This is a genomic window from Halococcus sp. PRR34, assembly GCF_028617175.1.
Classification (GTDB): Archaea; Halobacteriota; Halobacteria; order Halobacteriales; family Halococcaceae; genus Halococcus; species Halococcus salifodinae.
This window is the reverse complement of record NZ_JAQJDA010000001.1, coordinates 550,079-573,726: the sequence shown is the minus strand read 5'-3', so window position 1 is coordinate 573,726 and position 23,648 is coordinate 550,079. Positions and strand designations below refer to the sequence as shown.

Below are 23,648 nucleotides of genomic sequence, written 5' to 3'. Positions count from 1 at the left end.
TCCTTATTCTGGGACGGGTGCGGTCGACCGAGCGACAGTTACGGGGGCGTATCGGACTGATTTCGGCAGATTCGGAGTTTCGGTGGTGACATGGCTACGGGCAGACCGCTCCGGATGACGGGTGGCTATGCGTGTCGGACCCCTACAAGCGGATGAGAAGCGGTCGGCTGTCCGTTTCGTTCGCTCTACATCATGGGTACATCAGACACGCAGATCGATGTCGCTGGCTTCGTCGCCAACCTCCGTGCGTTGCAGTACCGTGAGGTGATGATGGCGCTGGCGACGCTCGCGGTCGTCGCCGGTTCGATCGTGTTCTTCCCCGGTACCGAAAACGTCACCAGCGGGATCGAGTCCACGATATCGCCCGGACTGCTCGCGCTGTTGGTCGTGACGGCGGTCGTGGCCGGCGCGATCAAGGGCATGCTCGGCTTCGGCTACGCGCTCGTCGCGACCCCCGTGTTCGCGTCGGTGATCGACCCGACGCTTGCGGTGGTCGTGCTCGCGATCCCGCCGTGGATGATCAACATGTTCCAGATCGGCGAGACCGACACCGGACTCGATTTCATCCGCGAGGAGTGGGTGCTGATGGCACTCGCGATCGTCGGTACCGTGATCGGTGTGTTCTTCCTCAGCGAGTTCAGCACCGGCCCGATCGTCCCGTTCATCATCGGGCTGATCATCCTCGCGTACGTGATCTTCCAGGTCGTCCAGGACTTCGTGACGATCGAGGAGGCCCACCACCCGGTCGCGCTGGGTGTCGCAGGCCTGCTCGAAGGCTTCCTGCTCGCGGTCGCCAACCTCGGCCCCTTGCTCCCCGCGTACTTCCACACCTTCGAGCGCGACGCCGAGCGCTACATCGGCGGGCTCTCGATGGTCTTGGGCACTATCTTCACCGTTCGCATCCTCCAGATGGCACTCTTTACGGACCTCATCACGACCTACCGGCTCTGGCTCGGCTCGGCCATCGCGGTGGTCACGATCGTCGGTCTGCTCGCCGGCACCTATCTCCGCCGCATCGAGATCGACGAGGAGCGGTTCAACTGGTTCGTGATCGGTCTCCTCTTTCTCATCTCGCTCAACATCTTCAAGAACACGATTCCGCCGCTGTTCCTCTGATTCAGCGCGAACCGGCACACGCTCGGATCACACGAGTTCACGAGCTATGGCTTGATGTAGGCGTAGCCCTCCGCTTGGAGGCGCGTCAGTTCGCCGACGCCCGCGGGGACGAGCTCCACGCCGTCGATGAGGTCCTCGGTGGTCGTGTCGGTGCCCGCGATGGTGTTTTGGCATTGTTTGAACGTGACTCCGTACTCCATGAGCGTCTCGACGTGCTCGCGCTGTGGCGAGTCCTCCCTGACCAGCGCGAGCCCGCCGCTGTTCGTGACCACTGCGATCGCGTCGAGATCGATCGAGCCGTCGTCGAGCAAGTTGGCGACGTTGTTCACGACCCGCTCGTGGAGGCCGGTGTCGTCGTTCGAGTGGTGGAAGACGGCTTTCACGCACCCAGATAGCGTCGTCGGCGACTCAAACGATGCGGTTCGGCGTGACGAGCGCGGGTTCGACGGGGGTTGGCTCGGGTAGTTCTCTCACTTGACGGGCAATACGTCGGTCACGGTCCCGACGCCCTTGCTCTGGCCCTCGCGAAAGACGAAGCGCTGGCCCTCCTCGACGAGGTAGGGTCGGAACTTGAACCGGATCGTCGTGGAGCCGGTGTCGCCGGGAAGAAGCTGGCCCTCGGCGGGGTGGAACGCGGCGGCCTCGCTCACGGTTTCGAGATGGACGACCGGCTCGTAGCCGTCGTCGATCCGCGTCGGATGATTCAGCACCATTACGTCGGCCTCGAACTCCCGGACGGGGTCGGGATCGGCCTCGCGTGGCAGGAGCACCATCCCGCGCTCGACGTCGGCCTCGCGGACGCCCTTCAGCGCGATGCCAACGATTCGTCCGGCCTTCGCGCGGTCCACACGATGGTAGTGCATCTCGATCGAACGCGCCTCCACATCGTGAAAGGAGCCGTCGGGAAACGGGCCGAGCAGGAGTTCGTCGCCCGCCTCGACGGTGCCGGAGCGCACAGTACCAGAGGCGACCGCGCCGACGCCCGTGATCTTGTAGCTCCGGTCGACGTACATCGAGAATTCGCCCGTGCTCTCCCCGGTCTTCGGCAGGCGCTCGAACAGGTCGTCGAGCGTGCCCAGTCCTTCCATCGTGACCGCGCTCGTTCGGAGGACCGGCACGACACCACCACCGATCTCCTCGACCGCCGTGTCGACACCGTGACGCTCGACGCGGAGCGGTGTCTTGCCGACGTCTCGGAGCAGGCGCTCGACCTCGCGCTCGACTTCGAGGGCGCGCTCGCCGTCGACCATGTCCGCCTTCGTGATCGCGACCATCGTGGGGAGTTCGGTCGCGAGGAGGACGCCGAGATGCTCGCGGGTGGTCTTGGTGGGGCCGTCGTCGGCTGCCACCGTGAGGAGGCCGTAATCGAGTTTCTGGCCCACCAATCCCCTGATCGTGGTTCGGAGCCACGGCTCGTGGCCCACGGTGTCGACAAAGGAGATCAGCTTGTCGGCCGACTCGACCACCGCGGCGCGGTCGGTCTTCCGGTCGGGGTTGTCGGTTCGGATCGGCTCGCCATCGGTGAACCCGTAGACCGCATAGGAGAGATCCGCCGAGAGGCCGCGCTCGACCTCGTGAGGCTGGACATCGAGGAAGCTTCTCGTACTCCCCTCGCCGTCGTCCGGTTGGCCGGTGACGAGCGACCCGACCAGCGTACTCTTGCCATGGTCGACGTGACCTGCGGTGCCGACGACGATGTGACCGTCGTCCTCCAGCAGCGCGCCTTCTCTGACTGTGGCGACGCCGACGAGTCCGTCCTCGATCCCCCACGTGTCGACCGATTCGATGTGGGCGTCGGCCTCCTCGGCGAGCAAGGAGAGCACGTCTATCGACTCCGCGAAGTCGTCGTGGGGGATCCCCGCGAGCCCGCCGTCGTCGGTGACGCCCACCACGTACGTGGCCTCGCCGTCGCCCGAGAGCACCCGATGGCGGAGCTGTGCCGCGAGGCTTTCGAGCTTGCCGTCGGCGAGGTGGAGGTCCTTCGTGAGCCGTTCTTTGAACTCGACGCTGCCGCCCTCGCGCTCGCCCGCATCGAGCGCCCGCTTGAGGACGGCCCGGTCGGGGGCCATGTGTGATCGTAGCGTGCCGGGCGCAAAAGCCCTTCTCTCTGGTGTATGATGGCACGATTCATGGTATTTGATCGGCAGAACGCTAGGCGAAGCTCGGCCATTGTTGATGGCTGTGGCGCGCGGGAGGGCGTCGGAGACGCCCGACTCGTGCGAGGGATGACTGAGTGTAGCGAACGTAGTGAGCGAGCGAAGGAATCGGCTGGGGAGGGTGTGGCTCGCGGTTCTCATTTGTGTCGTGATTCGTCCTCGGCGAATCAGCCGTCCCCGCCGGACGCTGTGGCGAGACTGCCGTTGCTGGATTTTATGAGGAAGATCGAACCGTCGAAAGTGCCTCTATGAACCCGTCGGCGTACGCCGCATCAGTCACCAGATCGGCCGCCTGCGTCGCTGCCTCGTCGGCGTTCGCCACCGCGAACGATCGCCCCACGACCTCGAACGTCGCGACGTCGTTCGCGGAGTCACCGATCGCGACGAACTCCTCGGGATCGCGTCCGAGGCGGTCGGCGACGATCGAGAGCCCGCGGCCCTTGTCAACATCGGGTGAGACGACGTGGTACGCGAACCCTGTGTCGACCACGTCGAGTCCGTATTCGACGGCGATCTCTCGGAGGGGGTCGAGGGGCGCGTCGCGACTCACCGCGATCTCGGTCTCGCGCCATCGATTGACGAGATCGAGACTCCCCCAGCCGAGATCGTGGCCGGCGTCGCGGTAGGCCGCGGCGACGCGGTCGGCGGCCGTCCGATCGCCGTCGACGACGATATCGTCGCGAGTCTCGGTATCGAGACAGACCACGCCGCCGTTTTCGGCGACGACGAGCGTCGCGAGACCGGCGAACTCACAGAGGGCGACCGGATAGGGAAGTGCCTTGCCGGTGGCGAGAACGACCGGTGCGGGCCACTCTCGGAGCGCGTCGAAGACTCGTGGATCGACGACTCGATTGCGATCGGTGAGGGTGCCGTCGATGTCGACCGCGAGGGGCGGTCGCGCCTCGGGAGCGGCGTCTGCGCGATTCATACGTGACGTGGGCGAGCCGGGTGGTTACGGGTTCGGATCGCAGTGTGCGGCCGAGCGCTGGGACGCTCCTGCGGTCGTCAGTCCGAGAGGTGGTCGTAGGCGTTCTGTACTCGCTTGAACGCGCGCTCGCTGCCGTCGTCGGTATCGGGATGAACTTCCTTTACTTTCTCGCGGTATGCGGTTCTGACAGCCGCTTCGTCCGCACCCGGTTCGAGATCGAGGGCGCGGTACGCCGCCGCCGTGCTCGGGCCACGCCGGCGCTGCCCGCCGGCAGTCGCTCGTCGCCGACCGCCGGCATCGAAACCACCGTCGCTTCGCGGCCCGGTCCACTCCTCGCGCGGCCCCGCACCGAACCCGCCGGTCTCGGCGCGGCCGGTTCGTGTCGTTTGGCCGGCTCGCGTCGTTCGCTCGGTTCGTCGGGGACCCGCGGTGCGTGTCTGTCGGTACACCCGCTCGCGGAGCCGACCACTCACGTGATACCAGAGGAAGTAGGTCACGGCCCCGAACGGAACCGCGAGTGCGAGCGCTACCGGACTGTAGACGAAGCCGAGCACCGTCGTGAAGACGGTCAGTCCGGCGAACACTCCGCCGAGCCCAACTACGAGCCCCGACCTAGTCACGACAGTGCTTGTGGCCCGAACGGCGTAAGTCTCCCGCCACAAGTTGAAGTTTCCTGATGACGAACCCCGGATATGAGCGTATCCGGGCTGTGTCAGGTCTGTGAGAGCGCCGAAGCGAGCCACACCTGCGATCAGTGCGGGCGGGCCGTCTGCGACCAGCACCACAACGACGCGTTCGGCCTCTGCCTCGACTGCTCGGCAGAAGCCGGCGGTGGTGGTGCCGAAACCGATGACGGTCCTGGCCGGAGCGACGCTGGCGACGACGTTCGGTTCTGAGTCCTGAAAGCGGCATGCAGTACGACGCCGTCTCAATCGCCGACGGCGTCGTGGTCGACGTACTGGCGCTCCCACTCGTGGCGGGCCGCGATCGCCGCCCGGCCCTGCTCGGTGACTGCGTAGAAGTTGGTGAGTTCGTTCTGCGACCCCTTCTCGACCAGCCCCTTTTCGACGAGCGTATCGAGGTTCGGGTAGAGTCGCCCCCGGTTGATGTCGTTGTCGTAGGCGTGCTGTAACTCCTCGCTAACACCGAGCCCCTTCGGGTCGTCCATCCCCGCGATGACGTACAGGAGGTCGCGCTGAAACCCCGTGAGATCGTCCATCATTGCTTCATCGGTTTCCACCACGACTGCGAAGCATCTTATATTTTCGTGCTTTATCGGAACTAATACTACGGACCTCGACGGATGGGCACAGCGTTATTGGACTTCCGGGTTCCCCCTCGACGAGCCCGGCACGTGCCTGCTTGTTCCGTGATACTCGTTCAGCGATGTTCGTTCAGCCGTCGCTTGAGTCGCTTCGCCGCCTCGCCAGCCGCCCGCGCGAACTCTTCGCCGCGATCCTTGCCGGCGAAGATGATTCCGCGTGAGGAGTTCACGAGCCCGACGCCATCGGCGAGGCCGTACTCGATCGCGGCTTCGACGTCCCCACCCTGTGCGCCGACACCGGGGACGAGGAAGGGGAGGTCGGGAACGAGGTCGCGCACCGTTTCGAGCTCTTCGGGAGCGGTCGCACCGACCACGAGACCGACGTTGCCGCGCTCGTTCCAGCCGTCGGCCAGCCGCGCGACCCGTTCGTAGAGGCGCTCGCCGTCGGCGAGCTCGCAGTTCTGGAGGTCCCTCCCACCAGGGTTCGAGGTCCGACAGAGCACGAACACGCCCGCCTCCTGGGAGAGAAACGGTTCGAGCGAATCCCGGCCGAGATAGGGGTTGACGGTGATCGCGTCGGCGGCCGTCTCGTTTGCCGCGTGCCCGCTGGCCGCATCGAGGTGGGTCGCGTACTGGCGGGCGGTGTTGCCGATGTCGGCACGCTTTGCGTCCAGGAGTACCGGAACGTCCTTGCCGTGGGCGTAGGCGACGGTTTCACGGAGCGCGCGCCAGCCGTCGGGGTCCTCGTAGAAGGCGGCGTTCGGCTTGTAGCACGCGGCGTGGTCGTGTGTCGCGTCGATGATCCGGCGGTTGAACGCCCACCGCGGCAGGTCGTGATCGTGGAGGTGATCGGGGAGTCGGTCGCGGTCGGGATCGAGCCCGATCGAGAGCACGCTGTCGGTCGCGTCGATCCGGTCGGCGAGCCGGTCGAAAAATCCCATACGCTCCGCTGTTCGTGACTGTGCAAGGACTTTCGGGTTCGTCTCGCCACACTCATGTGGGAAGCGGCCTACGGGTGAGTATGACCATCAGGGCGGTCGCGTTCGATCTCGATTACACCCTCGCTGTCCCCGAACGCGACCGTCAGACGCTGCTCGACGAGGCGAGCGCGGCGGTCGACGGCCCCTCCCTCTCACGTGAGTCCTACCTCGACGCCCACCGCCGGAACCTCACGAACCGGACTCGCGAACCCATCTTCGACGATCTGCTCACCGACCGCGAGACCGACGCCTCGGCAGGCGCGCTCGCGGACACCTACCGCGAGGCGATCACCGACGCGCTCGTACCGGTCGCAGGGGCGGAAGAGCTCGTCAGATCGCTCCGTGAGGAGTACCGCGTCGGCCTTCTCACCGACGGGCCGGTGTGCGCCCAGCAGGCGAAGCTCGACGCGCTCGGCTGGAACGACCTGTTCGATGCGGTCGTGATCACCGGCGATCTGGCGGCGGGAAAGCCGGACGACCGTGCGTTCCGGGCCGAACTCGACGCGCTCGGGACGACCGCCGACGAGACGATCTACGTCGGTGACTCCGCCGAACTCGACATTGCCGGTGCGCGCGCTGCCGGCCTTCGGGCGATCCACGTCCTCGACAACGGCGAGTCGTCGCCGGCAGCCGACGCCACGATCGAGCGCGACGCGCTCGCCGAGCGACTGCCGGCGGTCGTCGCGGGATTCAACTGAGCTCCAGCGATCCCGCGTCGAGATCGTCGAGTGCGCGCTCGGCCGCGTCGCTCACGTCGATATCTCGGCGGCGAGCGTACACCACTGCCGCGGCCTCGACGGTGACGCCGAGCGAACTCTGCAACTGGTTGATTTCCGCGACCGCCTCGCGCTTCTCGACGCCGCTCGCGACCACCGTCTCGATCACCCGCTCGAAGGTCGACCGTTGCTGGAGGAGTTCCTCGCTCGGCACGAACTCCTCGGGGATCGTCACGTCTTCGGGCTCGAACGTCGGCACCAGCCCGTCGTCGGTCCGGTCGAGCAGTCCCTCGCCGACCGCGACATCGGCGAGCCGGGTGGCCTGCTCCGGCGAGAACCAGTCGCGGTCGAGCGAGAGCGCCACCACGAACTCGCTCTCGGCGAGGCGGGTCTCACCCTGCCCGACGAACGGTGCGGCGACCGCACTGCGGAGGCTCACGACGAACCGGGGACGGGAACTCGCCTAAACCTGACGGTGCGGCATCGATCGATTCAAGTAGCGTGCTCGTCGGTGTTGGGGTATGAAAGATCAGGGACGCTCGGTCCGGAAGCGCACTGGCGGACGACGACGGCCGATCCGCGGCAAGCGAAAACACGAACTCGGCAGCGAGGCCACCGAGACACAGGTCGGCGAGCAGGCCCTCAAAACCGTCGACGCGCGCGGCAACACCCAGAAGGTCCGTGCGATCGCGACCGACAACGCGACCGTCGCGACCGACGACGGGACCACGCATGCAACGATCGAGGACGTCGCCGAGAACCCCGCGAACCCGAACTACGTCCGGCGAAACATCGTGACCAAGGGCGCGCTCATCGAGACCAGCGAGGGCCTCGCGCGCGTGACCTCCCGACCCGGCCAGGACGGTCAGGTCAACGCAGTCCTCGAAGAGTAACCGACCTTTTCGTTTCTGCGACGATTGGTGGCGCGGAGCGGTGCGGGCCTGGCGGATGAAGGGCGAGGGCGCGAGCGTCGCGAGCGCCCGAGGGCTTCAGCGGTGCTGTGCGGAGTGGTGGTGCGGTTTGCGGAGAGCGCTAGCAGTGTACCGCGAACGAGCCGTAGGCGAGTGAGCGGGCCGAGGAATCCCCCGAACGGAGTGAGGGGGTGACGCAGGCTTTTGATCCACATTTTGCGAGTAGAGAGGTTCCGAAGGAACCTCGTACCGTGCGAGCGGGCCATGCGCGGCGCTACGCGCCGCGATTCGAGGCGGCTCCGCCGCCTCGTGCGCCCGCGAGCAGAGAGCGAAGCGAACGAGCGACCGTAGCAAAAGGTGGGGATTTAGGGCTGCGGCGCGGCCTTCTGCATCGCGGTTTCGGCGATGTTCCCGCCGTAGTCGGCGCTCCGGGAGAGCGAGTCCACGACGAGGCCGAGCCGCTGGGCGCGCTCCGAATCACGGTCGCGGAGCAGGCAATCGACTTCGCGGGCGCGTTCGTCGATCTCGTCGATCGCGGACATCGCGTCGTTCGCGAGCCGAAGCGCGTCGTCGTCCTCGTCGGCGAGCAGCGCGTCCATCGCGGTCTCGATCACGTTTGCCGCCCCGTCGTGGAGTGCGGCGAGCGCCTCGCCGACGTCCTCCGAGACGCTCTCGACGTCGCCGACGACCTCGGCGATCTTGGTCGCGTGGTCGGCAACCCGTTCGAGCTGGCGTGCGGCCGAGTGGTAGTCGAAACACGTCTCGCGGGACAGGCCGATCTCGGTCGCCGCGCTTGGACTCCGGAGCGCGGTCCGGAACACCCGTGCAGTCATGTACCATAGCCGGTCGACGTCGTCGTCGCGCTCGATCACGTCGGCTGCGAGGTCGGGGTCCCCCGTACTGAGCGCTTCGACCGCGTCGCCGAGCATGGTGAGTGAGACCAGCCGCATCCGCGTGATCGCGTTGTGGATCGAGAGCTCCGAGGAGTCGAGGAGATCCTGGAGACTGACCCGCTCGGAGGTCTCCTCGATGACTTCGAGTCCCACCAGTCCCTGGGTGGCCTCGCGGATGGTGCGGCGCTGGGCGGCGTCGACGCTCGCGGTCTCCAGGGTGATGACGTCGAACCCGTTGACGTACATCATCACGACGGCGCGCGTGAGCTCCGACCCTTCGAGGTCGGTGACGTCGAGCGTCCCCTCGGCCGTGGTCTCCTCGGTCCGCGGGGCGAGCAACAGCGACTCGTCCTCGGGATAAAACTCGACTTCGCTCCCGGCGCTGACGCCGTTGTCGGTCGCCCACGACTTCGGCAACGACACGGTGTACGTCGACCCGCCCGTGACCTGGACCTTGCGCGTCTCCATAGCCGCCGATCTACTCCCCTCGACAATAAATCTATTCAAAAATATATAGCGACCGCAACTGGACGGGATCTCTCCATGAAATTCTGTCTCCTCTCCCTTGGTTGGGATACGGAGACTCGATTCACACCTTCAGAAGCGTGTGGTGAAGACAGCGCGATAATAGTAGTGTATCGTAATATATAGGCAGCAATAGTACTACCAATATTCGGTGCCAAATTCGTCGAAGGGTACATTACGTGGACGGTCCGACGGGGTGGTATGCCCCGCGAGAGTTATCAGGAGCAGCTCGATACGCTTCGCGAGGACGTCCTCTACATGAGCGAGATCGTCCTCGAACGTCTCCGGATGGGTCTCGACGCGCTCGCCCGCAAGGACGAGGCGGCCGCACAGGAGGTCATCGATGGCGACGCCGAGATCAACCGGATGTATCTCGATCTCGAAGGCAGCTGTATCGATCTGTTCGCCCTCCAGCAGCCGGTTGCAGGCGACCTACGCTTCATCGCCTCCTCGTTCAAGGTCATCACCGATCTCGAACGCATCGCGGATCTCGCCACCAATCTCGGCGAGTACACTCTCCAGGCCGAACGCGACGTCTTCCCCGAGGTCGACATCCAAGGGATCGGTGATTACACCGTCGACATGGTCGAGAACGCCATGACCGCCTACGACGAGGAAGACATCGATGCCTGCTACGCCATCGACGAGCGCGACGACAATCTCGACGACCGGTGTGAGCGCGCGTCGAGCGTCGTCGTCCGGGACCTGATCGAAACCCAACTCGACGCCGGCGAGAGCGTCGAGCAGATGATGGCTGACGTCTCGCGACTCCTGCTCACGATCCGCGACCTCGAACGCATCGGCGATCACGCGGTCAACATCTCTGCACGGACGCTGTACATGGTCGAGAACGACGACGAGCTCATCTACTGAACGTTTTTACTTCGGGGGTTCGCGCGCTCGCTTCGCGCGCTCAACCCCTCGCAAAAGCGTTCATGAAAAACCCCGCTCGCTCCCTGCGGTCGCTTCGCGGTAGAACTACTAGCGACTACCGCAGGCCGCACCGCCACCTCCTCCGTACAGCACCGCCGAAGCCCTCGCCCACTCACTCCGAGCACCCGCTCGCCCTTCATCCACCAGGAGAGCGTGCTCTCGTGAGCCTCGACTCACCCCGTTTGTCGAGACACCAGGAACCGCACCGCTACCGCCGGCCAAGGTCGTCGAGCACGACCGGATCGTAGAACGTCACGTCGTCTCGGAGCCGTTCGGGAGCCATCCACGTCGCCTCATAGGTCTCGTCGAGTTCCGGTTCGCGGCCCTCGAAGCTGTCGCGCTCGTACGGCCAGTCCTCGGCGATGTCGCCCTCGTACACCCGCCAGATTTCGTGGCCCTGCTCGCCGTCGAAGGTGAACACGTTCTCGTAGGTTCCAGTGGGGTTGACGTTCGTGAGTTCGACATCGAGTTCCTCGCGGAACTCACGGACGACCGATTTGCGGCTGTGTTCGCCGAACTCGACGCCACCGCCGATGAGCCGGTAGAACGGCTCGTCCTCGCCGGGTTCGTCGTCCTTCGAGACCAAAATTTCTCCGTTCTCTCGACGGACGGCCGCGAGTGCGACCGGCCTGATGGCTCGCCAACTCATAGGAAACGTGGAGAGCGGCGTCGGCCCGATAGCAGTTGCGGTTCGGCAGTGTGGTGTGGCTGCGGGGCGGTGCGGTCGCGGAGAAGGCTAGCAATCCCTACCGCGAGCGAACGCAGTGAACGAGCGACGGGGGTGAAGTAACAAAGTGGAGATCGGCTATTGGAACGTCCGGCCGACCTCGCGATCCTCGGCGGGTTCGCCGCTGTCGAAGCGTTCTTCGATTTCGTCGTAGCGTTCCCGAGTTTCCTCGGTCACGCTCGCGGTCACTTCCGAGAGCGCGTCCTCGAAGTGGCTCTCGTCGATCCGGACGTTACCGACGCTGCCGTCGATGTCCTCTGGGTCGACGCTCTCGATGAACTCCCGGGTCGCGGCCATCGCGGCCTCGCGGGTGACGGCCTCGATGTCAGCGCCAACGTAGCCCTTCGTCCGGCGGGCGAGGTCGGCGAGGTCGATACCGTCGGCGAGGGGTTTGCCCCGCGTGTGGACCTCGAAGATCGCCTCGCGGGCGTCCTCGTCGGGCACCGGGACGTGGACGTGGCGATCCAGTCGGCCAGGCCGGAGGAGCGCGCTGTCGATCAGGTCCGGTCGGTTGGAAGTGGCGATCACCACGACGTCCTCCAACTCTTCGAGCCCGTCGAGCTCGGTCAGGAGCTGGGAGACGACGCGCTCGCCGACCCCGGAGTCGCCCATGTTGCGGCCGCGCTCGCCCGCGATCGAGTCGATCTCGTCGAAGAAGATCACCGTGGGAGCGTTCTCGCGTGCCTTGGAGAACACCTCGCGGACGCCTTTCTCCGACTCGCCGACGAACTTGTTGAGGAGTTCGGGACCCTTGATCGAGATGAAGTTCGACTCGGCCTCGTTCGCGACGGCCTTCGCGAGTAGGGTCTTGCCGGTGCCTGGCGGCCCGTACATCATCACGCCCTTCGCGGCGTTCATGTCCATCGCCTCGAACACCTCGGGGTAGTCGAGCGGCCACTGGACGGTCTCGCGCAGGCGCTCTTTGGTGTCTCCGAGGCCGCCGACGCTCTCCCACGTCACGTCGGGCACCTCGACGAAGACCTCCCGGAGCGCGCTCGGCTCGATGCCCTTGAGCGCGCCCTTGACGTCTTCACGGGTGACCTGCATCGCTTCGAGCACCTCGGCGTCGACCTCCTCCTCGTCGAGGTCGAGTTCGGGCCGAATCCTCCGAAGGGCGTTCATCGCCGACTCCTTCGCGAGGCTCTCGATGTCCGATCCGACGAACCCGTGGGTGTTCTCTGCGTACTGGTCGAGATCGATATCGTCGGCCAGCGGCATCCCGCGGGTGTGGACCTGGAGGATCTCTTTCCTCCCTCCCTTGTCGGGCACACCGATCTCGATTTCCCTGTCGAACCGGCCGCCGCGCCGGAGCGCGGGATCGATCGCGTCCACGCGGTTGGTGGCGGCGATCACGGTGACTTGGCCGCGCTCTTCGAGCCCGTCCATCAGACTCAGCAGTTGGGCCACGACCCGGCGCTCGACGTCGCCGGAGGTTTCGTCGCGCTTCGGCGCGATCGAGTCGATCTCGTCGATGAAGATGATCGCGGGCTCGTTCTCTTCGGCCTCGTCGAACATCTCGCGGAGCTGTTCTTCGCTCTCGCCGTAGTACTTCGACATGATCTCCGGCCCGGAGATCGTCTCGAAGTGGGCGTCGATCTCGTTCGCGACCGCCTTCGCGATCAGCGTCTTCCCGGTGCCCGGCGGCCCGTGCAGGAGAACTCCCTTCGGCGGCTCGATCCCCAACTGCTGGAACAGTTCAGGGTGGCGCATCGGGAGCTCGATCATCTCGCGAACCTGTTCGAGCTCGCGGTCCAGCCCGCCAATATCCTCGTAGGTCACGGAGGGGGCGCTCGCGCCGCTGCCGCCGCCCGTAGCGTCGGAGACGATCTCCTCGGCGGGCTTCTCACTCACTTCGATCTCGGTGGTCTCCGCGACGATCACCGTTCCGTCGGGGTTCGTTTCGGCGACCTTCAGCGGGATGCGCTGGCCCGACCCACCCGAGAACGGGCCGAACCCGAGCGAGAACGGGATGGTCTGACCCTGGGTGATCGCCTGACCCGAGAGCTTGTCCTGGATGTACGGTCCGACGTTCCCCCGGATGCGGAGGTTCTGGGGGAGCGCCACCGTCACGGACTGGGCGGGCTTGACGTCGGCCTTCTCGATCGTGACGTGATCGTCGATCCCGACCTGGGCCTCACTGCGGAGCTGGCCGTCGACTCGGATCACGTCGCGGCCCCCATCGTCGGGGTAGCCAGGCCAGACGCGCGCGATCGCGCGCCCTTCGCCGCTGTCGATCACGATGTAGTCGCCGTTTTCGAGGTCGAGCTCCTCCATCGCGGCCCGATCGACCGCCGCGAGGCCGCGGCCGGCGTCTTTCTGCTTCAGGGGTTTGACGGTGAGCTTCATCGTTCCACCTCGACAGTAAGCACGCCGTTGTTGATACCGGCTTCGACGGTCCCCGATTCCGGCACCTCGAACTCGGCCTGATCGTCGTCGCCCACGATCAGTACCGTGTTCCCGACGACGTCGACCGTCGTCTCACCGAGTCCGACATCAACCGCGTACACCACCTGATCGTCGTACTCGTACCGCCGGAGTTCGCCGGTGTCGCGCTCGTCGAACTGCTGGAGCTTTGGTGTCATCCTAACCCTTGGTTAGTCCTTCTAATATATAAATGTATTGCCCATGATCCCGGCACGTGGGTAGTCTACGAACCGATCGCTGGTATTGTGGTTCAGGTTGAAGAGTGGAGTCCCAGCGGCGAGGATCCCGGGAAACCTCAGCCCAATCGTCCGTCGTCGACGGTCGGTCCGGACGCGCTTCGTGGTGACCCGTTCTCGCCGACAGTATATGTGCGTCGCCGACGAACTCGGGGTATGGAAACCGTTACCCACGGCGGCCGGACGACGGCCTACGAACGGGCGGGCGACGATCGTGATGGTGCGCGGGTGCTGTACGTCCACGGCAGCGGGGCGGACAGGGAGATCTGGCGTGCCCAGTTGGACGAGGACACGCGGCCGGCGGTCGCGCTCGATCTGAGTGGCCACGGCGACTCCGAAGACGTCGACGCCGATCCGGGCTACGAGGCGCTCTCGGCGTACGCCGACGACGTGCTCGCAGTCGCCGACGCGACCGACGCCGAGATCCTCGTCGGTAACTCGCTCGGCGGCGCGATCTGTCAGCATCTCGCGCTCGAACGCGACGCGTCGCCAGCGGGCCTCGTGCTCGCCGGGACCGGCGCGAAGCTCACCGTGATGGACGACCTGCGCGCGTGGCTCGACGAGGACTTCGACCGCGCCATCGAGTTCCTCCACGCCGAGGATCGACTGTTTCACGACACCGACCGTCCCGCAGTCGAGAGCTCGAAGGCCACGATGCGCGCGGTCGGCCAAGCGACCACTCGCCGGGACTTCGAGACCTGCCACCGGTTCGACGTCCGGGGGCAACTCGATGGGATCGACGCACCCACACTCGCGATCTGTGGCGAACACGACGGACTGACCCCGCCGCGATACCACGAGTACCTCGCCGAGAACGTGCCGAACGCGACCGCCACCGTTCTCCCCGACGCCGCCCACCTCGCGATGATCGAGCAGCCGACGGCGTTCGACGACGCGATCGAGGGGTTCGTTCGGGAAATCGAAGACGAGATGCCTCGATCCTGAGGAAAGACCTATGTTCCCGCGCCCGGCTCGTGGATCGTGAACGCGTCCGTCGACCTGCTCCGGCTGCTCGCGCTCCCCGTGCTCGGCTGGGCTGCCGTCCGTGATCTGCGAACGCGCCGGGTGGCGAACCGGACGTGGCTGCCGCTCGTCGCCCTCGGTGGCGCGCTGCTCGCGTGGGAGGCGTGGACGATATGGCACGGCGGCCTCGACGCCGAACGCCGACTGTTCGTCGTCCGCGTCGCCGTCAGCGTGGGCGTGATCGCCCCACTCGGCACCCTGTTCTGGTGGCTCGGCGCGTTCGGCGGCGCTGATGCGAAGGCGCTCGCCGCGGTCTGCCTGTGTTTTCCGACACCACCCTCGTATCTTCTCCCGACCTCACCGTCGCTCGTTCTCCCGTTCACGACCGTGAGCGGTGCGTTCGCCGTGACGATCCTCACGAACGCGGCGCTCGTCGGCGCGGTCTACCCGCTCTCACTTACCGCCCGGAACGCGCTCGCGGGACGAATCACGACGACGATGGCCGTGGGTCGGCCGATTTCGTGGGAGAGGATTCCCGCAATCCACGGCCGGCTGCTCGGGCGGGCGAACGGGCTCGATGCGGGCCTCGATCTCGACGCACTCCGGATGTATCTCGCGTGGCGTAACACGAGTCTCGCCGCGCTCCGCGCCGCACCTGCTGAAGGACGCGACCCCGAGAGCCTGCCGACGGAACCGAACGCGCCCGGCGACGGACGGATCGACGCCGCCACCGACGGCGGGCCGCGACACGGAGACAGCCGAGCGACTGAACCGGTCCGCGACGCAACGGCAAGCGATCGGGAGAGCGTACAGAATTCGGCCGACTCGTGGGGCGCAGCGGCGTTTTGTGACGACGTGGACGACGCCTACGGCGCGACCCCCGCCAACCTCCGTACGGCGCTCGACCACCTCACGACGGCGGAATCGGTGTGGATCTCGCCGGGCATCCCGTTTCTCGTCCCGCTGTTCGGCGGACTCTGTCTCGCGCTGGCGTACGGCGATCTGCTCTACGCCGGGCTCGCGCTGCTCGGAGTGCTCTGAGTCCACTCTCACGGAGCTCGCGGCGAAGGAGCGGATCAGCGACGGACGCGCGCCACGAGCCGTTCGAGCAGTCCCCCCGAATCGGCGTCGTCCCAGAGCCCGAAGGCGTCGGCGATGTCGGCGTTTCGGCTGGCGACGATGTCCTCACGCTCGGGCGCGACGACCACGAGGTTGATCTCGTAGTGGCCGTGGTAGCCGTACTTCAGCAGGGTGCGGTCCGTGAACCCCTCGACGAACGATCGGGTATCGGGGTCGATCGTGTCGGTCGCGATCGCGAACGTGAACTCGGTGCTGTAATGTTCCTCGTTCGGTGCGATCCACTCGTCGGCGAGCCTGTGACCGAGATCGACGAGGCGTTCGAGTTCCGCGACGTCGACCCGATCGGCCCGACGGACGAACAGGTGCTCGCCCGACTCGTGGTGGCCGTACGAGAGCGCCTCGTGGAAGAACTGTTTGTGGCTCTCGATGTGGAGTTCGCCGTAGAGCGTGAATCGCTCGCCACGGACGTGGCGATCACGATCGAGATCGTAGTTGAACAGCAGTCGATCGCTCACTCGATCCACGTACTCGTCGTCCCAGTCGGGAACGTCGGGATACGTGGCTGTGTCGGGTTCGGCTGCGGCATCGCTGGCGTCGTCCGCACCGTCCTCGGCGACGGCGTCCGTCGCGTCGGGTTCGATCCGTCCCGCCTCGCCGCCGTTCGCATCGGCGGTCATGGGTCGTGGTTTCGGGGCTCGCAGGGGCGGTCGTCGCTCGGCGTGACGTCGTCGGTGTCGAGAACGCGATAGCCCATGGCAGCGTCACGACGGGCGCGAGTAAAAGCGCACGGCCCACACGAACGTTTAAGCGCCTGCTCGGCGTACCGGCGACCGACTATGGGTGGAACTGACCGCGAGGCGTGTGGTCGGTGTGCCATGTCCTCCGTGACCGGCGTGGCCGCCGACGGACAGAGCGACGAGGACCGCGAGGCCGCGGACCCGTTCGCCGGCGCGCGCATCGAGCTCTCGGAGGACGAACTCCGGAGCGTGTCGCCCTCCGCGTGGCTCGGCGGGGCGAAGCGCCGGATCGACGCGGTGGCGACTCGTCTCACGTACGGGAAGTAGCCCGGTTCGACAAACACGAGGACCACAGGACTCGATGGAAGAGAGCATTTCAGGCTTCAAGATCCGGGGCGGATGGAACGACGCGGTCGAACACGGCGAGCGGATCACCCACGCGCTCGCCGAACTCGGGGCGGAGAGCGAGGCGTTCGAGGAGTGGGACGAGTGGCGACCCAAGAGCCACGAGCGCCTCGGCGAGGACGTCAACGAGAAGACCGCCGAGCAGGCGAGCATCGAAGAGGGCGAGGGAGAGAAAGCCGGCAAAGAGCCGAACGAGGACCTCCTGAGTGCGGGCGAGAAGCTCAGCGAGTCCTACGACCGGCTCGACGATCCCGATGAGGCGGTCGACACGTGGAGCGAATCGCTCGACTACGTCGCGCGCGCGGCCGACTCCGCCGGCCGGAAGGCGGTTCGCACCGTCGAAGACACCGTCTACCGGAACGTGATGACCCAGGTCGCGCCGTACTACTTCGACAACGAGCTCGTGAGCGCGAACCTCCAGCGCTCGGGGCGCGCACGCGAGGGCGACGACGTGGGATACGCCTTCGAGGTCAACGTCAACGACGACGATCTCAAAGAGGAAGTCTCCGACCGGCTCGCCGAGTACGACGACGAGGTCGATCGGTGGCACGTCGACACCCCGAAGAACGTCGAGGCGCTCGAAGCCGCCGAGGGCGGCGAAGTGCCCGAGGAAACAGCGGCGTCCGATGCCGACTCGGACATCGACTTCACGACGAACTGACCCGACTCAGTCCGTCTCGTCCGGCCCGCCATCGGTCTCGGCGGTCGCTTCGGCGTTCGTCTCGGTTTCGGGAAGCCGATGAACACGTGCGGCCGTGATCCGGGTGTCTTCGACGGATTCGACCGTGATCTCGACCCCATCGTAGGTGAGGCTCTCGCCAGCCTCGACTAGCCGACCCGCACGGTTGAAGATGAACCCGGCGATGGTCTCGAACTCCTCGCCCTCGGGGAGGTCGATGTCGAGCGCCTCGTTGACCGCGTGGATGTTGACCTCGCCCTGAGCCACGAGCGTGTCGTCGTCGACGATCTCGATGGGTTCGTTCTCGCCGCCCTCCAATATCTCGCCCACGATCTCCTCGATCATGTCCTCGACCGAGACGATGCCCTCGGTGGTGCCGAACTCGTCGATCACGATCGCGATCCGGAGGCGGTCGGCGCGCATCTCACGGAGGAGGTCGTCGACGTTCTTCGACTCGGGGACGTGGAGGGTCGGCTGGATGAGGTCGTCGAGTTCGAGATCCGCGGACTCGCCGTAGTTCAGGTCCCGGACGAGATCGCGGATGTTGACGATCCCGATGACGTTGTCGAGGCTGCCCTCGTACACCGGAATCCGGGCGTGACCGCTCTGGACGCAGGTCTCGATCGCCTGCTCGACGGTGGATTCGGCGTCGATCGCGGTCACGTCGAGTCGGGGGGTCATCACTTCTTTCGCGATGGTGTTGTTGAAACGGAAGATGCGCTGGAGCATCTCGCGTTCGTCCGCTTCGATCACGCCCTCACGCTCGCCGGTCTCGATCATGTCCTCGATCTCCTCGCGGGTGACGTAGGAGGTCTCGATCGACGAGCGGCCACCGGTGATCCTGTTCACCATCTGTGTCAGATAGTAGAACAGCGTGATGAGCGGCCACAGCACCTTCTCGACGACCCGCAGCGGCGGGGCAACGCGCCGTGCCCACGACTCGGTGTTCTCGACGGCGTAGGATTTGGGCGCGCTCTCGCCGAACAGCAGAACGAGCGACGTGATACCGAACGACGAGACGAGCACCGCCGTGCCCGCGTCGAAGTAAAAGCCGACGATGGTCGTCGAGATGGACGACATCGTGATGTTGACGAGGTTGTTACCCACCAGAATCGTCACGAGCAAGCGGTGGGGGTCCTCCTTGAGGGCCTTGACTGTCTGCGCGCCACGCTGGCCCTTCTCGATCATCGCGTCGAGGCGGTGGGCCGGCAGGGAGAACATCGCGATCTCCGAGGAGGAGAAAAACCCCGAGAAGCCGATCAGCACGAGGATCATGAGCGCACCGATGCCGGCGAACGCCGTCTGGGAGAGCGAAATCCCGAGCACGTCCATCTGGATGGGAGTGACTGCTGGTATCGGCGCGGACGAAGCCGTCGTGAGTGGAAGTATGCCCATAGCGACGTTGTGGTCTTGCCTGCCGGTCGGATTAAACGTTCGCATGGTCGATGCTGACAATCGGAGGGTGTTAGCCACCCGAGGAGACACGAAACCGACCGATCGGACCGAACCGACGTGACTAGATCGATCGGAGTCCGACGGGTCGAGCGACGAGGAGAGGCGAAGGGCTTACGCGCGTCTCGCCCGAAGGATGGCGCATGAGCACCGATGCAGCCAGCGGCACCGCGTCCGTCGAGGCAAGCGAGCCACTCACGCTCTACCGACTCCAGGCGTGTCCGTTCTGCGAGCGCGTCGTCCGCCGGCTGGACGAGCTCGGTGTCGACTACGAGTCGCAGTTCATCGAGCCGCTGCACTCCGAGCGCGACGTCGTGAAGCGCATCAGCGGCAAGCGCACCGTGCCGGCGATCGTCGATCCCAATACGGGAGTCACGATGTCCGAAAGCGCGAACATCGTGGCGTATCTCGACGGCACCTACGGCGACGGGGAGGACGCGGCCTGATGGCAGCGCTCGACTTCGACGTGGTCGAACTCGACGCGGCGGACCATCCCACCGAGGGCGACGAAGCGCCCGATTTCGTCCGACCGCTCGTCGACGCCGAGGTGTGGAGCGACACCGCCCTCTCGGACGTGCTCGACGACGGACCGGCCGTTCTCGTCTTCCACCCGATGGACGGGGCGTTCCCCGCGACGTACGTCTGGAACGAGATCCGGGATCGAGGGTGGACCGACGAAATCGCGGTCGTCGGACTCTCGATCTCGACGCCGTACGCACACAAGCGGCTGATCGCCGAGCGCGGGATCGACGCGCGGCTGTTTTCAGACCCGCAGAACGGCGTCGCCGAGCAGTACGGGATCGTAAACGACCTCGACGGAATGGCCGGGATCACGGAGCCGCGGCCAGCCGTGTTCGTGATCGACGACGAGCGCACGGTCCGGTACGCGTGGGTCGCGAGCGAGTGGCCCGACTTCCCCGACTACGACGACGTCGAGGCCGCGATCGACGCACTCTGAACGTGGTCGATCTCGCACGCGCCGCCACGGCGATCCGCGAGGGCGAGGTCGTGGTCTATCCGACCGAGACGGTTTACGGCCTCGCCGCGGACGCGCTCTCGACGGCGGCGGTCGAGCGGGTGTTCGCCGTCAAGGGACGCGATCGGAGCAAGCCGATCTCGCTCGCGGTGCCCGACGTCGAGACGGCGGCGGAGTACACGCGGCCGACCGCACAGGAAAAACGGTTCATGGACGAATTCCTGCCCGGTCCGGTCACGGTGCTCGTCGAAGCGCGCGAGGCGGTCCCCGACGTACTGACTGCCGGTGGGGACCAGGTTGGCGTGCGCGTCCCCGACCATCCGACCGCACTCGCGTTCCTGCGAGAGGTCGCCCCGCTCACCGCAACCAGTGCGAACGTGAGCGGGAACCCGAGCGCCCGGCGGGCAGAGGCGGTCGACGCGGCGGTACGGGAGGCGAGCGCGGCCGTGATCGACGGTGGCGACGAACTCCCCGGCACCGAAAGCACCGTGGTCGACGTTGCCGAGAGGACGATTCACCGTCGCGGCGCGCGCGCCGACGAGATCGCGGCGTGGCTCGAACGGAAGTAATCGAGTCCACGTAGTGATCACCCGAGGCCGAGCAGCGAGCGCAGTGACCGGGTCTTCACGCCACACTCCTCGCGGTACTCACAGGACTCGCATTTCGCGTCGTCGTCGAGGCGCGGCGGCGGTCCGTCGATCGATTCGAGCGTTCGGACTGCCCGTCGATAGGCCGCCTTCCGTCGGGTGGTGAGTTTTACATCCCTAATGATTCCGTGCGTCGGATACTCGACGAACGCACGCTCGACGGCGGTTTCACGTTCGAACGCGAGCGCCTTCGCGGCCGCGACGGCGTGAACGGTTTGAGGGTGCCAGACGCCGTTCTCGGGTGGGCTGCCGGCCGAGATCAGCGACGGGGTCGGCGTGTCGAGGTCGAGGATCTTGTGAGCGACACCTCGACACTCCTTGCCAGTGAGGAGCACGTCGCGCGAGTCAGGTCGGCAGAGTTCCTCGAACGCATCGAATCGGGCCTTCGCACACGAGAGATTGCTCCGGTACTGAGTCGGTGTGACGGAAATCGGGTGACTCGTGAGGTCCGCGCTGTCGAGGAACGCGGGATACCGAAAGGCGAGATCGCGGCGCTCTTCGACCTCGGGTGGCGGTTCGCGATCGTCGTCCTGTTGTCGGTAGTAGCACTGTCGGGGGCAGTAGGCCGCCGTTCGGAGATCGCTGAACGCGTGCATACCGCGCGGTGGTCGCGGCTTCAGTCATAAACGCTCGCACGGCGGCTGCGTCGCGCGGCGGGGCGGTTGCGGGGGCGAGACAGTGCTGACCGCGGTAGCGGGGCGGTGGTAGTTGCGGTAGCGGGGCGGTGGTGGTTGCGGTAGCGGGGCGGTGGTGGTTGTGGTAGCGGGGCGGTGGTGGTTGCGGTAGCGGGGCGGTAGTAGTTGCGGTAGCGGGGCGGTGGTGGTTGCGGTAGCGGGGCGGTAGTAGTTGCGGTAGCGGAGGTGGTCGGTGGTCCTCGGTGGATCGAGGGCGAGGTGCGCGAGCGAACGGAGTGAGTGAGTAAGCCGAGGGCTCGGGCGGTGCTGTGCGGTGGTGGTTGCAGAGCGGTCGCGGAGAGCGCCAGCAGTCGTACCGCGAACGAGCGCCGAAGGCGCGAGTGAGCGGGTGTTTTTAGTCCAGGTTTTTGGTCGGGGGTTGAGCGCGCCGCAGGCGCGCGATGCCCCCGTCTAAAAAAGTGGGTTTATATGACGCGGTTCTGGAGGTAATCGAGGTGTTTCGCGTTGTAGACGATCTGCACGGTGTCGGCGGCGGGGCTACCGATGCAGGTCAGGCGGACGTTGCGATCCTCGACCTCCTCGTCGCTGAGGATCTGCTGCATGTCCATGTCGATCTCACCCTCCGTGACGATGGCGGCGCAGTTCGCACACGCGCCTGCCCGACACGAGAACGGCCAGTCGTAGCCCTGAGCCTCGGCGGCTTCGAGGATGTACTCGGACTCGTTGACGTCGAGGGAGCCGTAATCCTCCTCCCCGAGGTCGGCGTCTTCGGCCTTCTCGAAGAGGTCGTCGTCCTCGAGATCCCAGCCCTGGTCGTCGAACACTTCGTAGTTGACGTATTCTACGGTAGGCATCACGTCGGCGTTCTCGCCCCGGCTTGTTAGACCTTGCTGTTTCGGTGGCGTCGACGTGTTTCTCGGCACAAATGCAGGAACAATCGGGTGGAATCCACGGACCACATCGCCGACGGCACGGACCTCTCTCAGGAGAGCACGACGAACCGAAAGAGCAGAAACGAGGTGAGGGTCGCGATCGCCGGCACGAGGTTCTGCATGGCGATGACGCGGGCGCTCGCCCCCGGTTTGAACAGATCCACCGCCGACTCGTCGTCAGCCGTCTCGTCGCCGATCGGGGCCGGCTTCGTCCCCGGATCGGGTGGACTCCCACCGCCGCCCACGGTCTGTCCGTCGGCGTCGGTGGCGAATGCGTCGACCGAGACGGCCGGCGATTCGCCCTGCCGGACGTCGGTGACGGTGACGGTTCGCGTGGCGCGCCCCCAGCCGAGCCCCACGATACTCATCGTGGAGATGATGACGACGCTGACGGGAATATCGAACCACGAGAGCAGCGTTACGAGCGTCGAACTCACCATCGCCACGATCAGCGCCGCGAGCAGCGGCATTTCGGTGAGGTCGTTCCCCATCGTGTCCATGGTCCGTCGGCCGATCGTGAACGCTCCGAGGCCAACGGCGAGACCGGCAAGAATGATCCCCGGGCCGATGTCGATCGCTTCGGCCCCCACCAGCGGCGCGATCGCGTTCGCCGCGTTCGAGGTCCCCGCGCTGAACGCCGTATAGCAGGCGACGACGACGACGAGCAGCGTGCCGACGAGCTCTCGGACGGTGGTGTTCACGCCGAGCGTCGGTCGCGGCGGCGTCCGCGAGCGGTCGAGTTCGAGCAGCGAGCCTGCGGTCTGCTTGACGGCGAACAGCCGGTTCAAGTGGGGGTAGAAGTACCGGCCGATCACGCCGCTGACCCAGAAGGCGATCACGGGGGAGACGACCCACCACGAGACGATCTCGCCCATCGTCGTCCAGTTCAAGGTGTTCGTCGCGAGACCGAGGCCGGCGATCGAGCCGACGCCGGTCATCGAGGTCGACGCGGGGACGCCGACGACGTTGGCGAGAAAGAGCGCGAGACCGATGAAGAAGAGAACGACGATGCTGGCCACGAAGGTGAACTCGCTCGACGGCACGATCCGGCCACCCATCGTCCGGACGACACCGCGCCCGACCGTCCAGCCGCCGAGGAAGAAACACACCGTCATCAGCGCCGCCGCGCCCGTCGTCGAGATCGACTTCGACCCGACCGCCGGCCCGAACGCGACGCCGACGTTCGAGCCACCGATGTTGAACCCGACGAAGACCACGACACCGAGTCCAACGAACAGAAGCACCGAAAGCGCCATGCTCGATTCGAGTGGCGCTCGACATATAGTTCTTCCCAACCACAGGAGATCCATCTCATAAGTTATCGCCCATCGAG

At 65.9% G+C, this 23,648-nt stretch carries 28 protein-coding genes; 12 read left to right on the top strand and 16 right to left on the bottom strand.

Features of this window, described 5'->3' with window-relative positions; translation table 11 throughout:
• The first annotated feature begins 192 nt into the window (after positions 1-192).
• Positions 193-1,116, top strand: coding sequence for a sulfite exporter TauE/SafE family protein (locus PHA81_RS03040; RefSeq protein ID WP_273835072.1), 924 nt, complete (start codon positions 193-195; stop codon positions 1,114-1,116).
• 44 nt (positions 1,117-1,160) lie between these two features.
• Here the strand turns inward: PHA81_RS03040 and PHA81_RS03035 are convergent, their stop codons facing one another.
• From PHA81_RS03035 to PHA81_RS03020, 4 genes are all read right to left on the bottom strand, one after another.
• Positions 1,161-1,499, bottom strand: a complete 339-nt coding sequence (locus PHA81_RS03035) for a DsrE family protein (RefSeq protein ID WP_005045392.1) — start codon at positions 1,497-1,499, stop codon at positions 1,161-1,163.
• Between the two features lie 87 nt (positions 1,500-1,586).
• Positions 1,587-3,185: a GTP-binding protein gene (locus tag PHA81_RS03030; RefSeq protein ID WP_005045394.1), complete on the bottom strand. Its 1,599-nt coding sequence runs from the start codon at positions 3,183-3,185 to the stop codon at positions 1,587-1,589.
• Positions 3,186-3,486: 301 nt separating this feature from the next.
• Positions 3,487-4,200, bottom strand: coding sequence for a phosphoglycolate phosphatase (locus tag PHA81_RS03025; RefSeq protein WP_005045395.1), 714 nt, complete (start codon positions 4,198-4,200; stop codon positions 3,487-3,489).
• A 77-nt stretch (positions 4,201-4,277) separates the two neighbouring features.
• Complete coding sequence (locus PHA81_RS03020; RefSeq protein WP_080510325.1) at positions 4,278-4,820, bottom strand: J domain-containing protein; 543 nt, start codon at positions 4,818-4,820, stop codon at positions 4,278-4,280.
• Positions 4,821-4,892: 72 nt separating this feature from the next.
• Here PHA81_RS03020 and PHA81_RS03015 point away from each other — a divergent pair, with 72 nt between their 5' ends.
• The gene (locus PHA81_RS03015; RefSeq protein WP_005045397.1) at positions 4,893-5,096 is read left to right on the top strand and encodes a hypothetical protein; all 204 of its coding nucleotides are present in this window, start codon (positions 4,893-4,895) and stop codon (positions 5,094-5,096) included.
• Between the two features lie 32 nt (positions 5,097-5,128).
• Here PHA81_RS03015 and PHA81_RS03010 read toward each other — a convergent pair whose 3' ends face one another.
• Complete coding sequence (locus tag PHA81_RS03010; RefSeq protein WP_005045398.1) at positions 5,129-5,419, bottom strand: helix-turn-helix transcriptional regulator; 291 nt, start codon at positions 5,417-5,419, stop codon at positions 5,129-5,131.
• Between the two features lie 161 nt (positions 5,420-5,580).
• Positions 5,581-6,405, bottom strand: coding sequence for an orotidine-5'-phosphate decarboxylase (gene pyrF, locus PHA81_RS03005; RefSeq protein ID WP_005045399.1), 825 nt, complete (start codon positions 6,403-6,405; stop codon positions 5,581-5,583).
• Between the two features lie 80 nt (positions 6,406-6,485).
• Between pyrF and PHA81_RS03000 the strand changes: the two genes are divergently transcribed.
• Positions 6,486-7,142 (top strand): HAD family hydrolase, encoded by a 657-nt coding sequence (locus PHA81_RS03000; RefSeq protein ID WP_005045400.1) that lies wholly within the window; start codon positions 6,486-6,488, stop codon positions 7,140-7,142.
• Here the strand turns inward: PHA81_RS03000 and PHA81_RS02995 are convergent.
• Positions 7,135-7,599, bottom strand: coding sequence for a DUF2240 family protein (locus PHA81_RS02995; protein ID WP_005045401.1), 465 nt, complete (start codon positions 7,597-7,599; stop codon positions 7,135-7,137). The two genes, PHA81_RS03000 and PHA81_RS02995, sit on opposite strands and share 8 nt — an antisense overlap.
• Positions 7,600-7,681: 82 nt before the next feature.
• Between PHA81_RS02995 and PHA81_RS02990 the strand changes: the two genes are divergently transcribed.
• Positions 7,682-8,053 (top strand): 30S ribosomal protein S8e, encoded by a 372-nt coding sequence (locus PHA81_RS02990; protein ID WP_005045402.1) that lies wholly within the window; start codon positions 7,682-7,684, stop codon positions 8,051-8,053.
• Between the two features lie 383 nt (positions 8,054-8,436).
• Here PHA81_RS02990 and PHA81_RS02985 read toward each other — a convergent pair whose 3' ends face one another.
• Positions 8,437-9,432, bottom strand: coding sequence for a phosphate uptake regulator PhoU (locus tag PHA81_RS02985; RefSeq protein WP_005045403.1), 996 nt, complete (start codon positions 9,430-9,432; stop codon positions 8,437-8,439).
• 258 nt (positions 9,433-9,690) lie between these two features.
• Here PHA81_RS02985 and phoU point away from each other — a divergent pair, with 258 nt between their 5' ends.
• Positions 9,691-10,362 (top strand): phosphate signaling complex protein PhoU, encoded by a 672-nt coding sequence (gene phoU / locus PHA81_RS02980; RefSeq protein WP_005045404.1) that lies wholly within the window; start codon positions 9,691-9,693, stop codon positions 10,360-10,362.
• 268 nt (positions 10,363-10,630) lie between these two features.
• Here the strand turns inward: phoU and PHA81_RS02975 are convergent, their stop codons facing one another.
• The 3 genes from PHA81_RS02975 to PHA81_RS02965 all read right to left on the bottom strand — a co-directional run bounded on the left by PHA81_RS02975 (position 10,631) and on the right by PHA81_RS02965 (position 13,731).
• A complete protein-coding gene (locus tag PHA81_RS02975; RefSeq protein WP_049910347.1) occupies positions 10,631-11,071 on the bottom strand; it encodes an NUDIX domain-containing protein in 441 nt (146 codons plus the stop codon).
• A gap of 156 nt (positions 11,072-11,227) precedes the next feature.
• Entirely contained in the window at positions 11,228-13,495 is a 2,268-nt protein-coding gene (locus tag PHA81_RS02970) for a CDC48 family AAA ATPase (protein ID WP_005045406.1), read from the bottom strand.
• Positions 13,492-13,731 (bottom strand): hypothetical protein, encoded by a 240-nt coding sequence (locus PHA81_RS02965; protein ID WP_005045407.1) that lies wholly within the window; start codon positions 13,729-13,731, stop codon positions 13,492-13,494. The genes PHA81_RS02970 and PHA81_RS02965 overlap by 4 nt, the downstream gene beginning before the upstream one ends.
• Before the next feature lie 234 nt (positions 13,732-13,965).
• Between PHA81_RS02965 and PHA81_RS02960 the strand changes: the two genes are divergently transcribed.
• Positions 13,966-14,754, top strand: a complete 789-nt coding sequence (locus tag PHA81_RS02960; protein ID WP_005045408.1) for an alpha/beta fold hydrolase — start codon at positions 13,966-13,968, stop codon at positions 14,752-14,754.
• A 36-nt stretch (positions 14,755-14,790) separates the two neighbouring features.
• Entirely contained in the window at positions 14,791-15,813 is a 1,023-nt protein-coding gene (locus PHA81_RS02955) for a prepilin peptidase (protein WP_005045409.1), read from the top strand.
• 35 nt (positions 15,814-15,848) lie between these two features.
• Here the strand turns inward: PHA81_RS02955 and PHA81_RS02950 are convergent, their stop codons facing one another.
• Positions 15,849-16,529: a hypothetical protein gene (locus PHA81_RS02950; RefSeq protein WP_005045410.1), complete on the bottom strand. Its 681-nt coding sequence runs from the start codon at positions 16,527-16,529 to the stop codon at positions 15,849-15,851.
• A gap of 159 nt (positions 16,530-16,688) precedes the next feature.
• Between PHA81_RS02950 and PHA81_RS02945 the strand changes: the two genes are divergently transcribed.
• Together PHA81_RS02945 and PHA81_RS02940 are read left to right on the top strand one after the other, a co-directional pair.
• A complete protein-coding gene (locus PHA81_RS02945) occupies positions 16,689-16,916 on the top strand; it encodes a hypothetical protein (RefSeq protein WP_005045412.1) in 228 nt (75 codons plus the stop codon).
• Positions 16,917-16,950: 34 nt separating this feature from the next.
• Positions 16,951-17,655, top strand: a complete 705-nt coding sequence (locus PHA81_RS02940) for a DUF5828 family protein (protein ID WP_273835055.1) — start codon at positions 16,951-16,953, stop codon at positions 17,653-17,655.
• Between the two features lie 6 nt (positions 17,656-17,661).
• On the opposite strand, the gene PHA81_RS02935 is transcribed toward PHA81_RS02940, so the two are convergent.
• Positions 17,662-19,068 carry a hemolysin family protein gene (locus tag PHA81_RS02935; protein ID WP_049910349.1) on the bottom strand — a complete coding sequence of 469 codons (1,407 nt, stop codon included), beginning with the start codon at positions 19,066-19,068 and terminating at the stop codon, positions 17,662-17,664.
• Between the two features lie 200 nt (positions 19,069-19,268).
• On the opposite strand from PHA81_RS02935, the gene PHA81_RS02930 reads away from it, so the two are divergent.
• The 3 genes from PHA81_RS02930 to PHA81_RS02920 are packed head-to-tail and all read left to right on the top strand — an operon-like array spanning position 19,269 to position 20,670.
• Entirely contained in the window at positions 19,269-19,571 is a 303-nt protein-coding gene (locus PHA81_RS02930) for a glutathione S-transferase N-terminal domain-containing protein (RefSeq protein WP_005045416.1), read from the top strand.
• Positions 19,571-20,083 carry a redoxin domain-containing protein gene (locus PHA81_RS02925; protein WP_005045417.1) on the top strand — a complete coding sequence of 171 codons (513 nt, stop codon included), beginning with the start codon at positions 19,571-19,573 and terminating at the stop codon, positions 20,081-20,083. Before PHA81_RS02930 ends, PHA81_RS02925 begins: the two co-directional genes overlap by 1 nt.
• A gap of 2 nt (positions 20,084-20,085) precedes the next feature.
• Complete coding sequence (locus PHA81_RS02920; RefSeq protein WP_005045418.1) at positions 20,086-20,670, top strand: L-threonylcarbamoyladenylate synthase; 585 nt, start codon at positions 20,086-20,088, stop codon at positions 20,668-20,670.
• 17 nt (positions 20,671-20,687) lie between these two features.
• On the opposite strand, the gene PHA81_RS02915 is transcribed toward PHA81_RS02920, so the two are convergent.
• The 3 genes from PHA81_RS02915 to PHA81_RS02905 all read right to left on the bottom strand — a co-directional run bounded on the left by PHA81_RS02915 (position 20,688) and on the right by PHA81_RS02905 (position 23,571).
• On the bottom strand, positions 20,688-21,344 hold the full coding sequence (locus tag PHA81_RS02915; protein ID WP_005045420.1) for a Dna2/Cas4 domain-containing protein: 657 nt from the start codon (positions 21,342-21,344) through the stop codon (positions 20,688-20,690).
• A 503-nt stretch (positions 21,345-21,847) separates the two neighbouring features.
• Positions 21,848-22,237 (bottom strand): ferredoxin Fer, encoded by a 390-nt coding sequence (gene fer / locus PHA81_RS02910; RefSeq protein WP_005045421.1) that lies wholly within the window; start codon positions 22,235-22,237, stop codon positions 21,848-21,850.
• A 128-nt stretch (positions 22,238-22,365) separates the two neighbouring features.
• Positions 22,366-23,571: an inorganic phosphate transporter gene (locus PHA81_RS02905; RefSeq protein WP_273835047.1), complete on the bottom strand. Its 1,206-nt coding sequence runs from the start codon at positions 23,569-23,571 to the stop codon at positions 22,366-22,368.
• Positions 23,572-23,648 lie beyond the last annotated feature (77 nt).

What these genes read in the sequence shown, in the direction of transcription:
- PHA81_RS02990 (WP_005045402.1), top strand. Translation starts at nt 7,682, where the DNA reads ATGAAAGATCAGGGACGCTCGGTCCGGAAGCGCACTGGCGGACGACGA.
- PHA81_RS02970 (WP_005045406.1), bottom strand. Translation starts at nt 13,495, where the DNA reads ATGAAGCTCACCGTCAAACCCCTGAAGCAGAAAGACGCCGGCCGCGGC.
- pyrF (WP_005045399.1), bottom strand. Translation starts at nt 6,405, where the DNA reads ATGGGATTTTTCGACCGGCTCGCCGACCGGATCGACGCGACCGACAGC.
- PHA81_RS03015 (WP_005045397.1), top strand. Translation starts at nt 4,893, where the DNA reads ATGAGCGTATCCGGGCTGTGTCAGGTCTGTGAGAGCGCCGAAGCGAGC.
- PHA81_RS02960 (WP_005045408.1), top strand. Translation starts at nt 13,966, where the DNA reads ATGGAAACCGTTACCCACGGCGGCCGGACGACGGCCTACGAACGGGCG.
- PHA81_RS02945 (WP_005045412.1), top strand. Translation starts at nt 16,689, where the DNA reads ATGGGTGGAACTGACCGCGAGGCGTGTGGTCGGTGTGCCATGTCCTCC.
- PHA81_RS02975 (WP_049910347.1), bottom strand. Translation starts at nt 11,071, where the DNA reads ATGAGTTGGCGAGCCATCAGGCCGGTCGCACTCGCGGCCGTCCGTCGA.
- PHA81_RS02965 (WP_005045407.1), bottom strand. Translation starts at nt 13,731, where the DNA reads ATGACACCAAAGCTCCAGCAGTTCGACGAGCGCGACACCGGCGAACTC.
- PHA81_RS02985 (WP_005045403.1), bottom strand. Translation starts at nt 9,432, where the DNA reads ATGGAGACGCGCAAGGTCCAGGTCACGGGCGGGTCGACGTACACCGTG.
- PHA81_RS02930 (WP_005045416.1), top strand. Translation starts at nt 19,269, where the DNA reads ATGAGCACCGATGCAGCCAGCGGCACCGCGTCCGTCGAGGCAAGCGAG.
- PHA81_RS03000 (WP_005045400.1), top strand. Translation starts at nt 6,486, where the DNA reads ATGACCATCAGGGCGGTCGCGTTCGATCTCGATTACACCCTCGCTGTC.
- PHA81_RS02940 (WP_273835055.1), top strand. Translation starts at nt 16,951, where the DNA reads ATGGAAGAGAGCATTTCAGGCTTCAAGATCCGGGGCGGATGGAACGAC.
- fer (WP_005045421.1), bottom strand. Translation starts at nt 22,237, where the DNA reads ATGCCTACCGTAGAATACGTCAACTACGAAGTGTTCGACGACCAGGGC.
- PHA81_RS02915 (WP_005045420.1), bottom strand. Translation starts at nt 21,344, where the DNA reads ATGCACGCGTTCAGCGATCTCCGAACGGCGGCCTACTGCCCCCGACAG.
- PHA81_RS02950 (WP_005045410.1), bottom strand. Translation starts at nt 16,529, where the DNA reads ATGACCGCCGATGCGAACGGCGGCGAGGCGGGACGGATCGAACCCGAC.
- PHA81_RS02935 (WP_049910349.1), bottom strand. Translation starts at nt 19,068, where the DNA reads ATGGGCATACTTCCACTCACGACGGCTTCGTCCGCGCCGATACCAGCA.
- PHA81_RS03040 (WP_273835072.1), top strand. Translation starts at nt 193, where the DNA reads ATGGGTACATCAGACACGCAGATCGATGTCGCTGGCTTCGTCGCCAAC.
- PHA81_RS03025 (WP_005045395.1), bottom strand. Translation starts at nt 4,200, where the DNA reads ATGAATCGCGCAGACGCCGCTCCCGAGGCGCGACCGCCCCTCGCGGTC.
- PHA81_RS03010 (WP_005045398.1), bottom strand. Translation starts at nt 5,419, where the DNA reads ATGGACGATCTCACGGGGTTTCAGCGCGACCTCCTGTACGTCATCGCG.
- PHA81_RS03030 (WP_005045394.1), bottom strand. Translation starts at nt 3,185, where the DNA reads ATGGCCCCCGACCGGGCCGTCCTCAAGCGGGCGCTCGATGCGGGCGAG.
- PHA81_RS02925 (WP_005045417.1), top strand. Translation starts at nt 19,571, where the DNA reads ATGGCAGCGCTCGACTTCGACGTGGTCGAACTCGACGCGGCGGACCAT.
- phoU (WP_005045404.1), top strand. Translation starts at nt 9,691, where the DNA reads ATGCCCCGCGAGAGTTATCAGGAGCAGCTCGATACGCTTCGCGAGGAC.
- PHA81_RS02905 (WP_273835047.1), bottom strand. Translation starts at nt 23,571, where the DNA reads ATGGCGCTTTCGGTGCTTCTGTTCGTTGGACTCGGTGTCGTGGTCTTC.